Raw genomic sequence first — 18250 nt, 5'->3', positions numbered from 1 at the left:
CGTCGCCGGCCCGCCCTGGGCACTGCGGCCATGGCAGCGCCCCCATCTCGCACGGGGGATCGGTCGATGGGGGCGCTGGATCGGGGGCCTACCGGACGGCGCGCACGGCCATGGCGGAGTTGAACCCGCCGTGGCCGCGTGCCAGCACCAGCGCTGTCCGCAGCCGCGCGGGGCGTGGCTGGGACACCACCAGGTCCAGTCCGTAGCCGGGCGACGGCTCGACGTTCACGGTGGGCGGGACGAGTTGCTCACCGATCGCCAGCAGCGCGGCGGCCAGGTCCAGCGGCCCTCCGCCCGAGTGCAGGCGGCCGGTCATCGTCTTGGGCGCGGTGACCGGGACCCCGCGTGGACCGAAGACCGCGCCGATCGCCTCGGCCTCGATCCGGTCGAGGTCGGCGACACCAGCGGCGTCGGCGAACACCACGTCCACCTCGGCCGGGGACAACCCGGCGTCCGCGAGGGCCAGTTCGATGGCCTTGCGGAGCCCCGGCGGGCGCCCGATTCCCGGTTTCGGGTCGATCGTCGCTCCGTACCCCGCGATCTCCCCGTAGACCTTGGCTCCGCGCGCGCGGGCGGCGGCGGCATCCTCCACGACGAGGATCGCCCCGCCCTCACCCGGCACGTGTCCGTTCGCCTCCTCGTCGAAGGGCAGGTAGGCACGGGCGGGCTCCTCGCTGGTGCTCAGCCGTCCGTTCGCCATCTGCGCGACCCAGCCCCAGGGGCAGATCGAGGCGTCGACGGCCCCGGTGACGATGAGCGGGGTGCCCTTGCGGATGTGCCTGCGGGCCTGCGCCACCGCGTCCAGGCCGCCGGCCTGGTCACTGACGAGGACTCCGCTGGGGCCCTTCATCCCGTTGCGGATGGAGATCTGGCCGCTGTTGACCGCGTAGAACCAGGCGAAGGACTGGTACGCGCTGACGTACTGGCTCCCTTGGCTCCACAGCTTGCGCAGCTCGCCCTGGCCGAACTCGAAGCCGCCGGACGCACTCGCGGTGACCACACCCATGTCGTACGCGGGCAGTTCGCGCGGATCCACCCCTGCGTCGGCAAGCGCCCAGTCCGCGGCGGCCAGCGCGATCCGGGTCATCCGGTCGGTCTGCGGCAGCAGCCGGCCCGGCAGATGGTCCTCCGCCACGAACCCGGGGACCTCCCCGGCCAGCCGTGCCGGATACTGCGCCGGGTCGAAGCGGGTGATCCGGCCGATGGCGCTCTTGCCGGCCCGGGTCGCCGCCCAGAAGTCCTGCGTGCCCAGGCCGTTGGGCGCGGCCACGCCCAGGCCCGTCACCACGGTCCTGGCGCTCATGCGGCAGCCCTCCCCGGCCGGTCCGGCCTGGCCAGGACCATGGCGCTCTGGAAGCCGCCGAACCCGCTGCCGACCGTGAGCACGGTGTCCGTGGTCTGTTCGCGGGCGGTCAGCGGTACGTAGTCCAAGTCGCACTCCGGGTCGGGGGTGTGCAGATTGGCCGTGGGCGGCACGAGGTGGTGCTCCATGGCCAGCGCACTGGCCGCGATTTCGATGGAGCCGATCGCGCCCAGCGAGTGCCCGACCATCGACTTGATGGAGCTGGCCGGGGTCCGGTAGGCGTGGTCGCCCAGGCTCCTCTTGAACGCGGCCGTCTCGTGCCGGTCGTTCTGCTTGGTGCCCGAGCCGTGCGCGTTGATGTAGTCGACGTCCTCGGCATTGAGCGTGGCTTCGTCCAGGGCGGCCCGGATCGCCTCCGCCATCTCCGCGCCGTCTTGGCGCAGACCGGTCATGTGGTACGCGTTGCTGCGTGTGGCGTATCCGGCGATCTCCGCATAGATGTGGGCGCCGCGCCGGCGCGCACTCTCCAGCTCCTCCAGCACGAACACCGCGCAGCCCTCACCGAGGACGAAGCCGTTGCGGGTCATGTCGAACGGGCGCGAGGCGCACTCGGGGGCGTCGGTGCGGGGCGTGGTCGCCTTGATGGCATCGAAGCAGGCCATGGTGATCGGCGAGATCGGTGCGTCGGAAGAGCCGGCGATCATGACGTCCGCGGTGCCCTCGCGGATCAGCTCGACGGCATGGCCGACCGAGTCGATGCCGGAGGTACACCCAGTGGACGTCATGGAACTGGTGCCTTCGGCGCCAACGGCCCAGGCCACCTCGGCCACGAAGGAGCTGGGCACCATGTAGTCGAACAGGTGCGGAACCGCATACGCATGGTCGACCAGGTCGAGGCGGCCACCGTCACTGACCACCCGGTACTCCTGGTCCAGGCCCGTGGTGGCGCCGACCGCGCTGCCGATGGTCACACCGACGCGGTAGGGGTCGAGGTGGTCCAGTGCGATGCCGCTGTCGGCAACCGCACCGCGCGCCGCGACCACGGCGAACTGCGCGGCCCGGTCCATACGCCGTACTTCCTGGGGCCTGAGGCCATGTGCTTCCGGGTCGAAGTCGATTTCGGCGGCGACCTTGGAGCGGAAGGGGGCGGGGTCGAAGAAGGTGATGTTCCGGGTCGCGGTGCGGCCCTCGCTGAGCAGGCTCCAGAACTCCTTGACGCCCACTCCGCCCGGCGCCAGGACCTCCATGCCGGTGATGGCAACCCGTCTGCCCGTCACGCTCCGGCCTCCCAGTTGTAGAAACGGGTGGCCATCGAATCGGACGGCGAGCGCCAGGTCTGCGGGTCGCACGCCTCGATGTACGGCTTGAGGTCCTCGCTGATCCGCACGAAGCGCGGGTCGGTCTTCGCCTGCTCGATCCGCTCGCCGCCGTTGTCCGAATCGAAGTCCTGGAGGTGGAAGTACATTCCCCGGAACGAGAACAGCTGGCGGCGCCGCGTGCCCATGCGGTGCGGCATCTCCGTGGCGTCGAAGTCGGCGAACAGCCCGGCGACGTCATCGCTCGAAGCGGGGTGCATCCGAGCCACGATCAAGGTGCTGTGCAAGGTTCTCTCCTTCGTGAGCTCACGCGTGGCCTCACGGCCCGACCGAAAGCCGAGGTGAAAGGGACGGCGCGGTCGCCGTGCACGGTCGTGGAGTCCTGGGAGGCACCGCGCCCGCAGCGCACATCGGCAGCGGGGGCCCGGCCCGGCCGAGCCAAGTGGGTTTCCAGACAACCTCGGAACGGTGCGCCGGATCCTGGGTACAAGGGTCTACGGTCAATGACCGCCCTACAAGAAATTCTCATTCAGAAACAGGTCAGGTTGCGTCATGTTCGGCGACGTCCCTGCGTTTCCCTTCAGCGCCTGTCAGAGGAGAGTCAGGGTCTTGTCAAAACGGCAGGTCGGGGCGAACCCGTCGCTCCCTCGGATTCCCCGAAGAGTGTTCCGCAAAAACCGGAGTGTGGAGGGGACTCATGGTTGACGGTGACGACCGCGAATGCGGGTTGGGGTGGTCGCCGACCAGAGGCCGGCGTCATCACCGAGACCGGAATTCCGCTTTCCGCCGTTGCGGCGCGGGGAAGGGCCGGCGGTGCGGCGCGGGGAAAGCCCGGCAGTCCACCGGGGAGGGCCCGGTAACCTCGGCACGGAACGTCCGCCGGGCATGACATCGGCCCCCGGGACCATGTCCCGGGGGCCGATGTCAGGGCACGCGGCCGGAGCAACCGGCGGCGGTGCGTGGCAGGGTAGGTACTTCGGTGCCTGGTCCTGGATCGGTTCGGTTCGGACGTTCCCGGGTCAGCCCGGGGCCGGAGCACTCGTCGTGGGGACGACGCAACGGCGGCGATCCGTCAGTTTTCAGGCATGTCCCAGCTGGAAACCGACGCCACGGACAGTGAATATCCAGTCACTGGCGCCGAGTTTGTTGCGAAGGCTGCTGACGTGGGTGTCGATCGTTCGGCGCGACCAGACGTCGCCCCAGACCTCCTGCATGATCCGTTTGCGCGGAATGACGGCGTCGGGCTGGGAGGCGAGGAGGTACAGGAGGTCGAATTCCTTGCGGGTCACATCGATGCGGCGGCCGTCAAGGCTGACCTGGCGGGCGGCGGCGTCGATCCGCAGGGGGCCGTGGGAGATGACGGGCGGGGCAGCGGTATTGGCCTGCACGCGGCGCATCACGGCATCCATACGCGCCATCAGCTCACGGAAGCCGTAGGGCTTGACGAGGTAGTCGTCGGCGCCCGCCTGCAGACCCAGAACGCGGTCGAGTTCGGTGTCGCGCGCGGTGACGGCGATTAACGCGGTGGTGCCGGCGGAGCGGACCCGGCGGCAGACCTCCAGGCCGTCCAGGTCGGGAAGTTCGAGGTCCAGGAGAACGAGGTCCACGCTGTCATAGGCGCGCAGCGCGGCGATCCCGGTGTCCACCCGTTCCACCTCGTGCCCGTGCCGCTGAAGCCCCTTCACCAGGACTTCCGCTTCCTCGCTGTCGCTCTCCACCACGAGAACTCGCCATACGGCGGACGATCTGCTGCTTGATTGCTGTCGTGGAACATGAACCTCCACTTCGGCAGTGCCTGCCACCCTCGCGCCAGGCACTGCCGGAAGATAGGGATTCATCAGGTCGGTACGAGTCACAATCTCCCCCTTATACAGTCCATGCAGCAAAACTGAGGACCAACGGAGAGCGCCTACGCATCGACCGTCAACGCCAGGCAAGCCTGGATCGAGTGGCACGGGACTTGGGGTCACGTGCGATGCGCACGCCTTCCCCGCATCACTATCGAGTGAGCATAACAAACCTTCATAGCCGCGTTTCAAGTAAAATCGAGGCGGTTGTGACGGCAGACTCGCGTGACGGCGAAGTCGGAATCCAAGTCAAAATTGAGCTAATTTTTCGTTGAGTTAAAAAGCCGCCGGGCGTGACACGTCTTTCGCGAGTGTGGCATCGTCCGGCCCGGAGTGCCAGGTCACGCCGCTTCTCCGGCCTGGACCCACGGCCCTGCTCCGTGCCTGCCGTCACCGCACCGGCGGCAGGCACGGCAGCTCAACTGCCCTGTGTGAATAGCGACTTGATGTGCGCGGGCGCGTCCGTCCTGCCCCATTCCGCAGTCTGCCCCATGAGTTCGGGGGTGGCTTCGAAGCAGCGGTTGTCCGGATCACCCAGCGCGAACGGCGCCGGGAGGGAGTCCATCCGCCGGAGCCGGGCGAACACGTCCAGTGCGGCCTGGCCGGGAGTCACGCCACCGGACTCGACCTCCTGGCAGAGCTCGCGGGTGTAGGTCAGCAGCTCGCCGATGTCCCGCCCGACGGGATCCGGGAACCCCGGGGTCTCCCGCTTCTCCAGGTCCCGCAGCACTCGCTCGTCCCGGGTCTCCAGGAAGGAGCGGTACGCACGCTCAAGAGTCATCGTGGGCATGATGCTGGTCGCCTTCCACACCCGGGACACCGCGTTCCACAGGTGGTAGTCACGAAAGCCCACGAAGGAGCTGTAGACGAGGTCGTCGTGTACGTCGTACAGGCCCTGCTGAAGGCTGTCGACGAACGCGAAGCGCTCGGTGGACCAGTCGCCGTCACGGGTGGCCTCGATCAGCCGCCACGCAAGGGAGTTGACGACCTCCAGCGTGTTGGTCAGCCCGCGTGAGTAGAGCGCGTCGATGAACCCCGCCGCGTGCGCGGTCAGGCAGTAGCGCTCACCGACCGTCCGCGTCGCGGAGTACTGCAACCGGCCCGTGGAGACCCAGGGGCGCACCGCCGCGGCCCCGGTGAACTGCTCGGCGATCTGCGGGAATCGGCGCAGGAAGTCGTCGAACTCCTCCTGCGGGGTCAGGCCCGTCTTGGGGAACACCCGCTCGTCGAGGGTCAGTCCCACACTGCACAGCGTGCTGAGCGCGCCCTCATGGTTGTCGAACGGGATCACCCACAGCCAGCCGCCGTCGAACACGTGGTGCAGGGTGCCGTGGTGCCAGGGGCTGGGCTGCTTGTGTGCCGAGGCCGCCTCGGCGTCGTCGAAGGGCGTGACGTTCACCATGTGGGTGAACAGGGTGCGTGAGTGGTGCCGTGCGCGCGTGGGCTCCTCACGCAACCCGAACCTGTCGGCGACCGGGGAGCGGAATCCGCTGCCGTCCACGAGGTACTCGGCCCTGAACTCCTCCCCGCGGTCCGAGCGAAGCAGGACGCCGTCCGTACCCGTCTCGATGTCCTGGATCCGTGTGTTCAGGCACGGCTGAGCACCGTAGCCGACGGCGAGGTTGAACAGATAGGCATCCGTGTCCTGCCGGAACAAGTGGCTCTCGGTGCGCTGCCATTCGGGGATCACCAGCTGGTTGACCTGCTCCGAGTCCTGCGGCCGCCCCTCCTGGTGATAGACGAACCCGAAGTTCTGCTTGCGCCCGCTCATGGGGGAGATCCTGTCCTGGATCCCGCGGAAGCTGGCGAGCGGTGCGATCTCGGGGACGTCGTAGCGCTCGGCGATGACCTTGGTCATGGTCGAGGTGTACGGAATGGTGGACTCTCCTACCGCGAAGCGCGGGTGCACGCCCGCGTCGATCAGCAGGACCCTCACTCCGTTGCGGGCGAGCACCGCGCCCAGCATGCCGCCGGCCATGCCCGCGCCGAGGATGGCCACGTCATAGCGTTCGTCGCTCGTCTCGCGCTGCGGTGGTCTGTCGTTCATCTTCACGCCTCACCCTTCGTGGAAGACCAGTTGACGGATAGTGCTGATCGGTTGAGGTGGCTATGTTCGGCTGATGGGGTCCCGACCGCCGTCGGACGGATCCTGCAGGGCGCGGACCTGGAGGTGGCGCAGCTCTTCCTCCGCCGTGTGCTCGACCTGGTTCATGGCCAGACGCAGCAGAGGCGGCGCCATCACGGACGTGAGCACGGCGACGAGCACGATGATGCTGTACATCGCGCCGGACAGCAGCCCCAGCCGGACCCCGATCATCGCGATGATCACTTCGATGACGCCGCGGGCGTTCATGCCGGCGCCCAGGGCCAGTGACTCCCACCGGCTCATACGGGCGGAGAGACCGCCGGCAAAGGCGCCCAGGAACTTCCCGAGGACCGCGACGGCGAACACCGCGAGGCCCCACAGAGCGATCCGTGGATCGGCCAGCGCGGTCAGGTCCATACGCAGCCCCGCGGTGGCGAAGAACAAGGGGGCCAGCGACGCCATCACCGTCGTGTTCAGCGGCCTCAGCGTCTTCGTGTCGATGCCCTTGTCCGATCCGATCAGGATGCCGCACAGGAAGGCGCCGAAGACCGCTTCGAGTCCCAGCAGGTTGGTACCGGCCGACGCCAGTGCCATCAGTGCGACCGCGGTCACGATGGGCAGCCCCGGGACACCGGAACGCATCGCCGCCCGCATGGCCGCACGGATCACCACCCGACCGACGGTCATCGTGCAGATCAGGAGCAAGGCCATGTGGCCCAGCGCCGTCATCACGTCGCCTGTGTGCAGACCGGTTTCGGCCATGGCTGCGATCAGTGAGACCAGCAGCCAGCCCACGGCGTCGTCGATGGTTCCGGCGATCAGGATCAGCTGACCCACGTTGCGGTGGATCAGCTTCATGTCGATCAGTGTTCTGGCGATGACCGGGATGGCGCTGACGGACATGGCGACCCCGACGAAGAGCGCGAAGACCGTCGGGTCGGCACCCCCCGCGCGCAGCTGCCCCGGCAGTCCGAATCCCAGCCAGATGCCGAGTACCAGCGGCAGGATCAGGCCCGCGGCACTGACTCCCACGGCCCGCACCCCCTGGCGGCGCAGGAGACTCAGATCCACGTGCATCCCGGTGAAGCCGACGAGCAGGACGACGCCCAACTGGCCGACCGCATCGAGCAGATGCATCTGCTGGGCTTCCTGCGGAAACAGCCAGCCCCCCAGGCCGGGGGCGACATGGGCGAGCAACGAGGGCCCCAGGATCACACCCGCTGCCAGTTCCCCCACCAGGGAGGGCATGCCGAACCGCTGGGCCAGTCGGCCCAGCACCATCCCCGTCAGCAGCAACACCCCCACCTGCAGGAGCAGAACCATCAGCGCATGGCTGGAGATCGGGGCGACAACGACGGCTGCCGACGTCATGAGGGAACTCCTTTTGCCACAAGGGAACGGCGGGCCGTCGGAAGGAAGGTCTCCCGCGGTTTCGGGCAACCTGCGGGTGCCTTCACGGGGCTTCTCTGAGGGGCCCCAGCTCCCCGCGGAAGGCGACCAACGGCTCCTCGCCGCGCGTGGGGAGGCCCACCTCGACCACCTCGCCCACGAACACCGTGTGGTCACCGGCCTCGACGGTGTTGACCAGCCGGCAGGACAGAAAGCCCAGGGCATCGCTGAGGACGGGCACTCCGGTCACCGAGGCGTGATGGGGCACCTCCCGCAGCGACGCGGTCGCCCTGCTCGCGAACGCGAGCGCCAGCGACTCCTGCGGGGCGGCCAGAAGGTTCACCGCGTACGCCGCTGACCGCGCCACCACCGCACGCAGCCGGGACGCCCGGTGCAGGCAGAACAGCACCAGCGGTGGCTCCAGGGACACCGAGGTGAAGGAGTTGACCGTGGTTCCCGCCGCCTGCTCCCCGCGTCCGCTGGTGATCACGGTCACCCCGGTCACGAAGAGTCCGCACACGCTTCGCAGCATCTTCGCCTCGACCGGCCCGGCACCACGCAGGTCCTGAGTGTCTGACGACATCGAAGTCACATGCGCCCCTTGGGTCGGTGACGAGTCAACGGGTCTTCCATGACGGGAGTCGCGCGCAGGCGGGTACGGTGCGTGCGCACCTGTTTCGTGGCCTGTACCGGCAAGCCGGACCGCTTCAGCCGGCCGCTGCGGCCGGGGACATCGAGTTCCGGCCAGGCCCCTCGTGGGCCCGGTGGAGTCGGCCGGCGGCCGGCCGCGCGGCCCCACCGCTCAGCCCCAGGGGCCATGGCCCCATGCTTCATCGGCAACGGTCGCGGTTTCAACCCACGCCGTTTCAGAACTTGGTCAGATCTTCGCAGGCGACTTCCAGCCGCGCGTCAACAATGCCCGGCGGCAGCCGGAGAGCGTCCGCCGCCCCACGCAACCGCGCCGGCCGGAGCGCGGTCGGGCGACCGCCGTGTGCCGCGCGCGCACGGTGACCACGATTTGAGTACTCGGTACTCAGGCGGTGGGGCGCGGCTTCGTGATCGGCTGACAAGGACGGTGCGCAGAACCGACCGTGCCGGTATCCGTATGAGGGCGTCGGAAGGGATCGACGATGAAGATTGAGGGCGTCTATCTCGCCAGCCTCGGCACGTACGTGCCTGACCTGGTGACAACAGAGCAGGCGGTGAAGGCCGGTTGGTACGACGCGGAGGTCCGGGAGGCGTCTGGGCTGGAGTCCGTCGCGATCGCCGATTCGCTGTCGGCCCCGGAGATGGCGGTACTGGCGGCCAAGGAGGCCGTGCAGCGTTCGGGCCATGCTCCCGAGGATTTCGGCGCGTTGATGCACAGCTCGGCGTACCACCAAGGCCCCGACGGCTGGTCCCCTCCCCACTACATTCTCGCCCGCACGCTGGGCACTCCGATCACGGCGATGGAAGTCAAGCAGGGTTGTCAGGGGATGCTCTCGTCCCTTGTCATCTCCGCGCACCGCCTTGCGTGTGACCCCGAGAAGTCCGCGGTCCTGCTCACCGCCGCGGACAACTACTCCGCTCCCCTGGTGAACCGCTGGACGACGTCGCGGCTCTCCATCTTCGGGGACGGGGCCGCCGCCGCCGTGGTCTCCCGGAACGACGGATTCGCCCGACTGCTGTCCGTCGGAACGCATTCCGCCCCGGCGATGGAGTCACTGCACCGCGGCAGTGAGCCGATCTTCCCGCCCGCGGTGACGGTCGGCCGGGAACTGGACTACGAGGCTCGCGTCAAGTTCTGGATGGAGGAGTGGGCCAACGGCAACACTCCTCCCATGGAGCACCCCGGCGAGGTGCTGCAGAGGGCGCTGGACGAGGCGCTGCGGGACGCCGGCATCACCGCGGACGAGATCACCCGGGTATGCCACCCCAGCGCCACCTTGGACGCGCTGCGGGACCAGTTCCTCGACCCCATCGGGTTCACTGTGGACCGCGGGATCTGGGAGCACACCAAGCGGGTCGGACACATCAGCGCGGCCGATGTCTTCATCGGCCTGGAACACCTCTGGAAGTCCCGCCAGGTTCACCCCGGGGACAAGGTTCTGCTCTTCACCGGAAGTCCCGGATTCGAAGCCGGCTGCGCGATCTTCGAGATCGTTTCCGAACCCGACGCCGAATAGGCCGAACAGCCGGACCCGCGCCAGAAAGGAAGCCGCAGCATGAACGGCAGCGCTCATACCGAACCCGGATCCGACGCACCCGCCACCGGCGAACAGTTGCGGGCGAAACTCGCCGACCTGATCGGCGTCTCCCCCACGGAGATCGCCGACGACGCCAATCTCATCCGGCTGGGCCTGGGGTCCTTGCAGATGATGCGCCTCGTCACCGCATGGCGCCGCTCGGGACTTCCCGTGACGTTCGGCGAGATGGCCAGGACCCCGACGTTCTCCTCGTGGAACGAGCTGATCACCCGGCAGGTGGCGGCGAAGGCGGAGAACTCCCCCTGACACCACACGATTTCCGCTCCACGAACGGTGCGTGCGGCGTACCCGGACACCCGGAAGGACAGCAGTGACCGACCCCACGACAACGACGCGGCCGGCCGGCGCGGACGCTGACGCACACGCGCTGGCCGCCCGGGTGAGCGGCCCGGTACTGCTGCCGGACGACCAGGGCTACGAAGCGGAGCGCACCGCTCACCAAACGGCCTTCCGGCATCGCCCGTCGCTGATCGTGGGTGCGCGGGACCACGACGATGTGCGAGCGGCGGTGGCGTACGCCACGACCCACGGCGGAACGGTCGCCGTACAGGGCTCCGGACACGGACTGCCGGTGGTGACGGACGGCGGCCTGCTGATCAACACACGCCGGATGACCGGGGTGCACATCGATCCCGCGGCCCGCACCGCGCGGATCGGCGCCGGCACCCGCTGGAAGCAGGTGATTCTGGCAGCCGCCCGGTACGGACTGGCTCCACTGAGCGGCTCGGCGCCACTGGTAGCCGCGGTGCCCTACACGCTGGGGGGCGGGCTGGGCCTGCTGGCACGCCAATTCGGGTACGCCTCCGATCACGCTCGCGGTTTCGACCTCGTCACGGCGGACGGCGAACTGCGCCATGTCGACGCGGCCACCGATGCCGAACTGTTCTGGGCGCTGCGCGGAGCCGGGAGTTCCTTCGGCGTCGTGACGGGCATGGAGATCGGTCTCGTACCGGTGTCACGGATCCACGGCGGCACGCTCGCCTTCACCGGTGGGGTGGTGGAGGACGTCCTGCAGAGCTACGTCGCATGGACCGCCACGCTCCCGGAGGAGCTGACGACGTCGGTGACGCTCATGAGGTTTCCCGACCTGCCCATGTTCCCGGCGCCGCTCCGAGGGCACTACGCGGCTCAGATCCGGATCGCCGGCACCCTGAGCGCCAGGGACTGCGAGCAACTCATCGCCCCCCTACGCGCTCTTGGACCGCGGGCGATCGACTCCGTGCGGGACATGCCGTACACGTCCTCCGGCGAGATATACAGCGATTCCGTCGTCCCCCATGCGTACATGGGCGACAACGCCCTGCTGGACGGGGTGGACGCCGACACGGTACGCACCATCCTCGGTCTGGCCGGTCCCAAGGCGGCCGTCATGTGCGTGGTGGAGCTGCGGCACCTCGGGGGCGCGCTCTCCCGCGAACCGGCGGGGGGCAGCGCGGTCGGCCACCGAAGTGCCCAGTACCTGCTAAGGGTTGTCTCCCCGCTCGCCATTGCGCCGCGCTCCGTGGTGCAACCCCTCCACCGCAGGCTGTTCGAGGCCGTCTTCCCGCGGACGATCGGCCGGAGCCCGAACTTCGTCTACGGCGACGGCACGGCACCCGCCATCGACGGCATCCATCACGCGGCCGACGCACAACGGCTGTGTGCTCTCAAGGAGTTGCACGACCCGTACCACGTCTTCCGCTTCCACCACGGCATACCGGAGGCCCACCGGACGGAGTGAATCCAGCTGCCCTCAGGCGATCCGCCTGGACGGGAAAGTGCCCACGCCCAGCCGATGGGCGAGTTCCGCGCGGGTGGTGACTCCGAGCTTCGCGTAGGCGCGGTACAGATGGTTCTCCACGGTGCGCACGGAAAGCACCAGGCGGCCCGCGATCTGCTGGTTGGACAGCTGGGAGACGGCCAGTGACACGATTTCCCGTTCCCTGCCGGTGAGTTCCGCCCGGGTCCCCACCTCCCGCCTGCCGTCCGGCGTCGCCCAGTCCGGGAGCGCGACATCGCAGCGGGAGATCAGCTCCACGCCTCTGGCCCTGGAGAGACGCGACCCGCGGCCGTTTCCGGACGCCCGATGGGCCTCAGCGGCCTGCGCGGACGCCTCGGCGGCCAGCGGCAGCAGCCCCAGGGACTCGAAACGGGCGGAGGTCTCGTCGAGGGCGGTGCCATCGTTGCCCGCGAGCGCCTGTATATGGCCCGCCCGGAGTGCCGCCGTGCCCGGACCCGCCGGGCCGGGGGCCCGCATGGCCACGGCCCGGACGGCCGCGCCGGACCGGGCGGCCAGATGCAGAGCGGTGAGTGCCTGAGTGGCCCGGCCGGCGGCGGCGGCGCGCTCGGCGACCTCAAGCGCCAGGCGAGCCGCGGCGACACGGTCGCCGAGGTGGGCCGTGACCAGCGCACGCTCCAGTGCCACGGCATCCGAAACCAGGGGGTACGACGGCTCGCCCTCCTGCGCCACCCGGACCTCGTCGAGGAGGTACATGGCCTCCCTGTCCTCCCCCAGCTCCGCGAGCACACCTGCCAGCTGAGCCAGGCGCCACGCCTTGGTGGTGAGCCATTCGGCAGGGCCCCGGTACGTGGCGGCCTGCCGGAGGAGGTCGACGGCCTGCGCCGTCCGGCCCGCACTCCGGTGGATCTGGGCTTCAAGCAGCTGAGCATGCATCCGGTGCCGGGGGTTGCCGTCATTCCCGTGCTGCCGCATGTCGTCCAGGACCGCGGTGGCCTCGGCCTCCCCTCCGGCGTGCAAAGCGATCGCGCCCATGACGGCCCGGTGATCGAGCTGCGTCGCTGCGCTCAAGCCGGCCAGGAACGGCCGGCAGCCGCGCAGGACGGTGCGTCCCCCCTCGGTGTCACCCAGCTCGTGACGGGCAAGGGCCAGGACGGGCCACGTCCGCTGCGCCGCGGGCGAAGCCGACGCGGCGGGGGCGGACCCGGCCGGAGGCCGTATCTCGCCGAGCCGGTCCGTGAGCAGCCGTGCGAGGGAGAGCTCCTGCTCGTACGCCTCGGCCGGGGCACCCCGGTCGTGAACGGCGGCCTCCGCCACGAAGGCTTCGGCCTCCCGGGGCCTGTGGAGTCCGAGCGCCAGGTTGCGCGCCCGCGCCCGGACGAGTTCCGTATGGCGCTCCGGCCCCGCACCGGATGTCTCCAGCTGCCCGAAGCAGGCTTCCGCCTCGGTGTGACGGCGCTGTCCGGCCAACGCCTCGCCGAGCATCAGCGACAGATCCGGGGCCGGGGCGGCGCTGGTCGCGAGAACCGTCCGGCACAGGTGCTCGGCGAGCCTGAAGTCCTGCGCCCTCAGTGCGTCGGCAGCCGCGGTCCGCAGCCGTGCGGGCCGCGGAAGCTGCCCCGTCCCGATCCGAAGCCTGGCGATGCGTGCCGCGTCGCCAAGACGGCGCGCGCCGGTACGTTCGAGCGCGTCGGCGATCCGCAGCCGGAGGCGACGGGCCGTCAGCTCTGCCAGGGAGGAGGCAACCACGACCTCGCACAGCGGGTGGGCAAGCCTCAGGACCAGACGTAAGCCGGCGCGTTCGGTCGAGACGACACCGCGGAGGTTCAGCGACTCGGCGGCCGGACCGAGCTCATCGACCAGCGGGAGCCCGGCCTCCAAAGGCCCGGCCAGTGCCAGGATGTTGACCAGTTCCCGTTCACCGGGCCCCAGTTCACCGAGCAGCAGGTCGGACAGATCCGCCAGATGGCCGTCCGGCACACCGACCAGTCCGGCCCACTGCCAGCTCCCCCGTACGTTTTGCAGGCTGCCCTCGGCCAGCGCGTGTTCCGTCAACTCGCAAAGGGTCAGGGAGTTTCCGCGGGTGAGTTCCCAGAAGCGCTCGACGGTGTCGGCCGAGACAGGTCCGCCGATGCGGGAAGCGAGCACCGCGGCGATCCCCGACCTGTCGAACGGTGCGACAGGCAGACGCCTGATCCGCTTGCCCACAAGGAGCCGACGGATGCCGTCGGGCAGCGAACTTCCCGCCGGAGCCGCGGCCAGGAGCAGTGCCTGACCGTCCTGAGCCAGTCGGTGGGCCAGATCGAGTGCCGGGGAATCGGCCCGGTGGATGTCATCGATTCCGATCACCACGCGCCGCCTGCTCGGCACCGCACGCGGATGCCCGGGGAGATCACCGAGCCGCAGCACACTCGCTCCGCTGCGCTCGGCTCGCTCCAGCGCGGTATGCAGCAGGGCACTTTTACCCACGCCCAGACCACCGACCATGAGGGAGCCAACCCCTCCGTCCATCGACCGCTCGATGTCCGCGAGTTCTCTCTCTCTGGCCGCAACGGGCCAAGCGGTTCCGGCTGTTCCCGCCATTCCCTTTCCCCCATGCCGAGCGTTCGATGTCTGCCCGGCGAAGATCACGCACCGGGCCCCGTGCGCGCCGTCCTTCGAAACCCGCGAAACGCGGTCAGACCTTGGGTGCCTGTGCGCGGACGTAGACGATCGGTACCGGAGTGGTGATGACCCCGTTCTCGTCCTTCAGCGAGTCGAGCCGACGGGACACCTCACCCATGACCTCTTGGCGCTCCTTCTCCTCGATCCGCTCCCACATTCCACGCATGCCGGTCGTGTAGGTGAAATCGACCCACTGCTGCCCGGACTCGACGACGACCGGCAGTTCCTCTTCCTGGACGACCACGTCGACGAACCCCGCGCCGGTGAGGGTCTTCTCGATGGACTCCGGCGTGGCAAGCCAGTTGCTGCCGGCATTGGCGAACTGGGAGTCGTAGGCCCCGCTCTGCTTGAGAGACTGCAGCATGTACGGCATGAGCAGCTCGTTGACGATCTCGGGGAAGAGCGCCCACTTTCCGCGCAGGGTCGAGAAGAAGGAGGGCGCAGCGGTGGCGAACCGGCCGCCGGGCCGGAGCAGTTCGCGGTAGGGGCGGACGTCGTCCGGGCCGTTGGTCCAGATGAACAGGCTGCAGCTACCGATCACGGCGTCGAACCGGCCGACCGGGAAGTCGGGGGCCTGGCCGCTCATCACGGAGACGTCCACCTGGCCCAGTTCGCGCTCTTGAGCACCTTCTGCAGCGTACTTGACCATTTCTTCGGAAATGTCGATCCCGATGACCTCGCCGTCCGCACCGACGGCCTCGGCGGCCGGGAACAAGGCGGCGCCACGGCCACAACCGATGTCGAGAACGGAATGGCCGGCAGACAGTTCGGAGAACTCAACAAGCCGGCGACCGATCGGGCCGAAGAATTCAACACCGCTCTGATCGTAAATCTTCGCGGTCTTGTCAAAAAGGCGGTGCATCTCTTCGGCGTTCTCGGCATTCCCCATGAGAAAGCTCCTTAATTCAGCAAGAGTTGACTGCGGCAGCACTCCCGTAGCAGTCCAGGCAATAGCAACACGGCTCCCGGACACGCGTCCAATAGCAAGACCTTCTCTCGGTCAGTACCAACCGTTATGACACGGCCCGCCACGCCGACCACGTCCCGGTCTCGGACCGACGCCGCCTGTGGCGAGGCCGGCGGCACGTGCGACACGGAGCACGTCCGCGACACCGGTGGCCGCCCGCGGCACCGACTGCCCTCCGGGCATCCGGGCGCGGCACGAATCAGCGCTCGCGGAGGGTGCGTTGCGGCTGCGGCCGTGGCTGCGGCCCGGGCTGCGGCCGCGGGTGCCGGCAGGACACCCCCCGCCAGCGCGGCTGACCGCGCTCGGCGGCGAGGGCCCCGGGAAATCCGGGCCCTCGCCGTCAGCCCCGCGTCCCCGATGCCGGTGACAGCGGCGGTTCCTGGTGGGAGCCGTAGCGCTCCATGCGCTGCCAGCGCAGGCGGCTGCCGGACAGGGCCGTGGCGACCNTCCGGGGCCCTCGCCGTCAGCCCCGCGTCCCCGATGCCGGTGACAGCGGCGGTTCCTGGTGGGAGCCGTAGCGCTCCATGCGCTGCCAGCGCAGGCGGCTGCCGGACAGGGCCGTGGCGACCGACTGGACCACCACGAGGTACATCAACTGGCGGTAGACGAGCTGCTGGAACGGCAGGCTCCACAGCGGTCCGAGCCGTTCGCCGTCGAGGCGGAACGCATAGGCGCCGGTGACGACCTGGATGAGCAGGAACGAGCTCCACAGCAGCAGTACGTGGACGGGGTCGAGGAAGATCAGCCCGTACACGCTCAGCACGTCGACCAAGGGCGCGAACAACGGCAGCAGCACCTGGAAGAGCAGCAGGAAGAGCAGCCCGCGACGGCCGAACGTACCGGCGGCGCCGCTCTGGCGGGCGGCGCCGCGGTGCTTCCACATCGCCTGCAGGGTCCCGTAGCACCAGCGGTAACGCTGCCGCCACAGGGCGCCGAGGGAAGCGGGAGCCTCGGTCCAGGCGATGGCCTTCTCCTCGTAGACCACGCGCCAGCCGTTACGCCAGATCGCCATGGTGAGGTCGGTGTCCTCGGCGAGTGTCGCCTCGGAGACACCGCCGACGCGCACCAGCGCGGCTCGGCGCCAGGCGCCTATCGCACCCGGCACCGTGGGCATGCACCGGGCCAGGTCGAAGAGCCGCCGGTCCAGGTTGAAGCCGACGACGTACTCGATGTGCTGCCAACGGCCCAGCAGGCCACGCCGGTTGACGACCTTGGCGTTGCCGGAGACCGCTCCGATCTGCGGGTCGGAGAACGGCTGCACCAGATGGCGGACCGCGTCCGGCTCGAAGACCGTGTCGCCGTCCATCATCACCACGATCTCGTACGACGCGGCGGCGATCCCCGTGTTGAGCGCGGCGGGCTTGCCCGCGTTCCGCTGGCGGATCACCCGTACGCCCGGCAGGCCGAGTGCCTCGACGATGTCGGCGGTGCCGTCGGAGGAGCCGTCGTCCACGACGATGATCTCCAGCGGGTGGTCGGACGCGACCAGGGACCGGACGGTCGCCTCGATACCGGCCGACTCGTTGTAGGCCGGCACGATCACCGACACCGGTTCGGTGACCAGCGGTCCCCACGCCTTCCTGGCGTCCCGCCGGTGCTTGGCCGCGGCGATCATGGAGATCACCGCGCGCAGGATGCCCAGCAGTCCGGCGACGAGCAGCAGCACGTCGAGTCCGTTGAGGCCCCAGAGCGCCCCCTTGAGCAGCCACAGCAGCCCGACGCCGAGCAGGTGCTCGCCGGTGGAGGACGGGCGGTTGGCGTCGGCGAGGTGGAATGCCTGGCTGACCGTCTGGAAGCGGTAGCCGCGCGCCTGGAGGCGCGGGATCAGGGTGTCCAGCGCGGCCACGGTCTGCGCGCGGTCACCGCCGGCGTCGTGGAAGAGGACCACCTGGCCGGTGGACCCGGGAGGGGTGGCGTTGTGGACGATCTTCTGCACGCCCGGCTTCTGCCAGTCCTCGCTGTCCTGGGTGACGAGCACGGTCAGGTAGCCCAGCTTGCCGAGCTGTTGCATCGTGGCCCAGTCGGCGTTGCCCACCGCGTCGGCGCTGGACGAGTACGGCGGGCGGAAGAGGTTGCTGGTGACACCCGCGGCGCCGGCCACCGCGAGCTGGTCCTCGCGCATCTCCATCGTGCGCTGCCAGCTGGGCAGGCTGGGCAGATAGGGATGGGTGAAGGTGTGCAGGCCGAGTTCGTCGTGATCCTTCGCCATCCGCGCGACCACGTCAGGTTGTGTGGCCACGCCGGTGCCCACGAGGAAGAAGGTCGCGGGCACGTGGTGCCGTTCCAGCGTCGCCAGGATCTTGGGGGTCCAGGTCGGGTCCGGGCCGTCGTCGAAGGTGAGCACCACGGTGTGCGCGGGCGGGGTGAGCGAGACCGGCTTGGATCCGCCGGCCGAGATCACCGGGCCGCCGTTCTGGACCGAGGGCGGCACCTGGTCGACAGGACCCTGCGGAGGGTTCCCCCCATCGTCCTCGAAGCCGAACATGTGCTGTGTGTAGCCCTCGATGAGCAGCGTGAGGGTGAGGGTCAGCACCATGGTCACCAGCAGCACCCAGTGGGTGCGCACCGGCGTTTCGCGGGCGGTACGGCCACGCTGGGGAGAAGTGCTCACATCGGTGGTTTCTGGATGAGCGAGGCGTTCTGGAACTGATCGGCTTGCCAGGGAAGTGCCGAGGAAGGGCTGCGCGGCGCTACGCGGAGGCGGTGGGGCACTGC

Annotated in this window: 13 protein-coding genes; 3 read left to right on the top strand and 10 right to left on the bottom strand. The window is 69.3% G+C overall.

All coding sequences use genetic code 11. The features are described 5' to 3' along the window. Positions 1–88: 88 nt before the first annotated feature. The 7 genes from ACO1BR_RS28825 to ACO1BR_RS28795 form a co-directional block, all read right to left on the bottom strand. Entirely contained in the window at positions 89–1303 is a 1215-nt protein-coding gene (locus tag ACO1BR_RS28825) for a ketosynthase chain-length factor (RefSeq protein WP_426798022.1), read from the bottom strand. Then, positions 1300–2580 (bottom strand): beta-ketoacyl-[acyl-carrier-protein] synthase family protein, encoded by a 1281-nt coding sequence (locus ACO1BR_RS28820; RefSeq protein WP_426798021.1) that lies wholly within the window; start codon positions 2578–2580, stop codon positions 1300–1302. The genes ACO1BR_RS28825 and ACO1BR_RS28820 overlap by 4 nt, the downstream gene beginning before the upstream one ends. After that, positions 2577–2906, bottom strand: coding sequence for a TcmI family type II polyketide cyclase (locus ACO1BR_RS28815; protein ID WP_426798020.1), 330 nt, complete (start codon positions 2904–2906; stop codon positions 2577–2579). The genes ACO1BR_RS28820 and ACO1BR_RS28815 overlap by 4 nt, the downstream gene beginning before the upstream one ends. A gap of 792 nt (positions 2907–3698) precedes the next feature. Continuing rightward, complete coding sequence (locus tag ACO1BR_RS28810) at positions 3699–4337, bottom strand: response regulator transcription factor (protein WP_426798052.1); 639 nt, start codon at positions 4335–4337, stop codon at positions 3699–3701. Positions 4338–4884: 547 nt separating this feature from the next. After that, positions 4885–6513, bottom strand: a complete 1629-nt coding sequence (locus tag ACO1BR_RS28805; RefSeq protein ID WP_426798019.1) for an NAD(P)/FAD-dependent oxidoreductase — start codon at positions 6511–6513, stop codon at positions 4885–4887. 60 nt (positions 6514–6573) lie between these two features. Then, positions 6574–7923: a cation:proton antiporter gene (locus tag ACO1BR_RS28800; protein ID WP_426798018.1), complete on the bottom strand. Its 1350-nt coding sequence runs from the start codon at positions 7921–7923 to the stop codon at positions 6574–6576. Positions 7924–8005: 82 nt separating this feature from the next. After that, positions 8006–8524, bottom strand: coding sequence for a flavin reductase family protein (locus ACO1BR_RS28795; protein ID WP_426798017.1), 519 nt, complete (start codon positions 8522–8524; stop codon positions 8006–8008). A gap of 547 nt (positions 8525–9071) precedes the next feature. Here ACO1BR_RS28795 and ACO1BR_RS28790 point away from each other — a divergent pair. From ACO1BR_RS28790 to ACO1BR_RS28780, 3 genes are all read left to right on the top strand, one after another. Beyond that, positions 9072–10106 (top strand): ketoacyl-ACP synthase III family protein, encoded by a 1035-nt coding sequence (locus ACO1BR_RS28790; protein ID WP_426798016.1) that lies wholly within the window; start codon positions 9072–9074, stop codon positions 10104–10106. A 39-nt stretch (positions 10107–10145) separates the two neighbouring features. Continuing rightward, positions 10146–10433, top strand: a complete 288-nt coding sequence (locus ACO1BR_RS28785) for a phosphopantetheine-binding protein (protein ID WP_426798015.1) — start codon at positions 10146–10148, stop codon at positions 10431–10433. Positions 10434–10497: 64 nt separating this feature from the next. Beyond that, positions 10498–11907: an FAD-binding oxidoreductase gene (locus ACO1BR_RS28780; RefSeq protein ID WP_426798014.1), complete on the top strand. Its 1410-nt coding sequence runs from the start codon at positions 10498–10500 to the stop codon at positions 11905–11907. A gap of 12 nt (positions 11908–11919) precedes the next feature. Here the strand turns inward: ACO1BR_RS28780 and ACO1BR_RS28775 are convergent, their stop codons facing one another. The 3 genes from ACO1BR_RS28775 to ACO1BR_RS28765 all read right to left on the bottom strand — a co-directional run bounded on the left by ACO1BR_RS28775 (position 11920) and on the right by ACO1BR_RS28765 (position 18146). Then, a complete protein-coding gene (locus ACO1BR_RS28775) occupies positions 11920–14415 on the bottom strand; it encodes a LuxR C-terminal-related transcriptional regulator (RefSeq protein ID WP_426798013.1) in 2496 nt (831 codons plus the stop codon). Between the two features lie 166 nt (positions 14416–14581). Beyond that, positions 14582–15457, bottom strand: a complete 876-nt coding sequence (locus ACO1BR_RS28770) for a class I SAM-dependent methyltransferase (protein WP_426798012.1) — start codon at positions 15455–15457, stop codon at positions 14582–14584. A 541-nt stretch (positions 15458–15998) separates the two neighbouring features. Next, positions 15999–18146: a bifunctional polysaccharide deacetylase/glycosyltransferase family 2 protein gene (locus tag ACO1BR_RS28765; RefSeq protein ID WP_426798011.1), complete on the bottom strand. Its 2148-nt coding sequence runs from the start codon at positions 18144–18146 to the stop codon at positions 15999–16001. Positions 18147–18250 lie beyond the last annotated feature (104 nt).

This window comes from Streptomyces sp. YGL11-2 (assembly GCF_050054615.1).
Taxonomy (GTDB): Bacteria; Actinomycetota; Actinomycetes; order Streptomycetales; family Streptomycetaceae; genus Streptomyces.
This window is presented reverse-complemented; position numbering and strand designations above follow the sequence as displayed.

What these genes read in the sequence shown, in the direction of transcription:
- ACO1BR_RS28825 (WP_426798022.1), bottom strand. Translation starts at nt 1,303, where the DNA reads ATGAGCGCCAGGACCGTGGTGACGGGCCTGGGCGTGGCCGCGCCCAAC.
- ACO1BR_RS28805 (WP_426798019.1), bottom strand. Translation starts at nt 6,513, where the DNA reads ATGAACGACAGACCACCGCAGCGCGAGACGAGCGACGAACGCTATGAC.
- ACO1BR_RS28800 (WP_426798018.1), bottom strand. Translation starts at nt 7,923, where the DNA reads ATGACGTCGGCAGCCGTCGTTGTCGCCCCGATCTCCAGCCATGCGCTG.
- ACO1BR_RS28795 (WP_426798017.1), bottom strand. Translation starts at nt 8,524, where the DNA reads ATGTCGTCAGACACTCAGGACCTGCGTGGTGCCGGGCCGGTCGAGGCG.
- ACO1BR_RS28790 (WP_426798016.1), top strand. Translation starts at nt 9,072, where the DNA reads ATGAAGATTGAGGGCGTCTATCTCGCCAGCCTCGGCACGTACGTGCCT.
- ACO1BR_RS28785 (WP_426798015.1), top strand. Translation starts at nt 10,146, where the DNA reads ATGAACGGCAGCGCTCATACCGAACCCGGATCCGACGCACCCGCCACC.
- ACO1BR_RS28775 (WP_426798013.1), bottom strand. Translation starts at nt 14,415, where the DNA reads ATGGACGGAGGGGTTGGCTCCCTCATGGTCGGTGGTCTGGGCGTGGGT.
- ACO1BR_RS28770 (WP_426798012.1), bottom strand. Translation starts at nt 15,457, where the DNA reads ATGGGGAATGCCGAGAACGCCGAAGAGATGCACCGCCTTTTTGACAAG.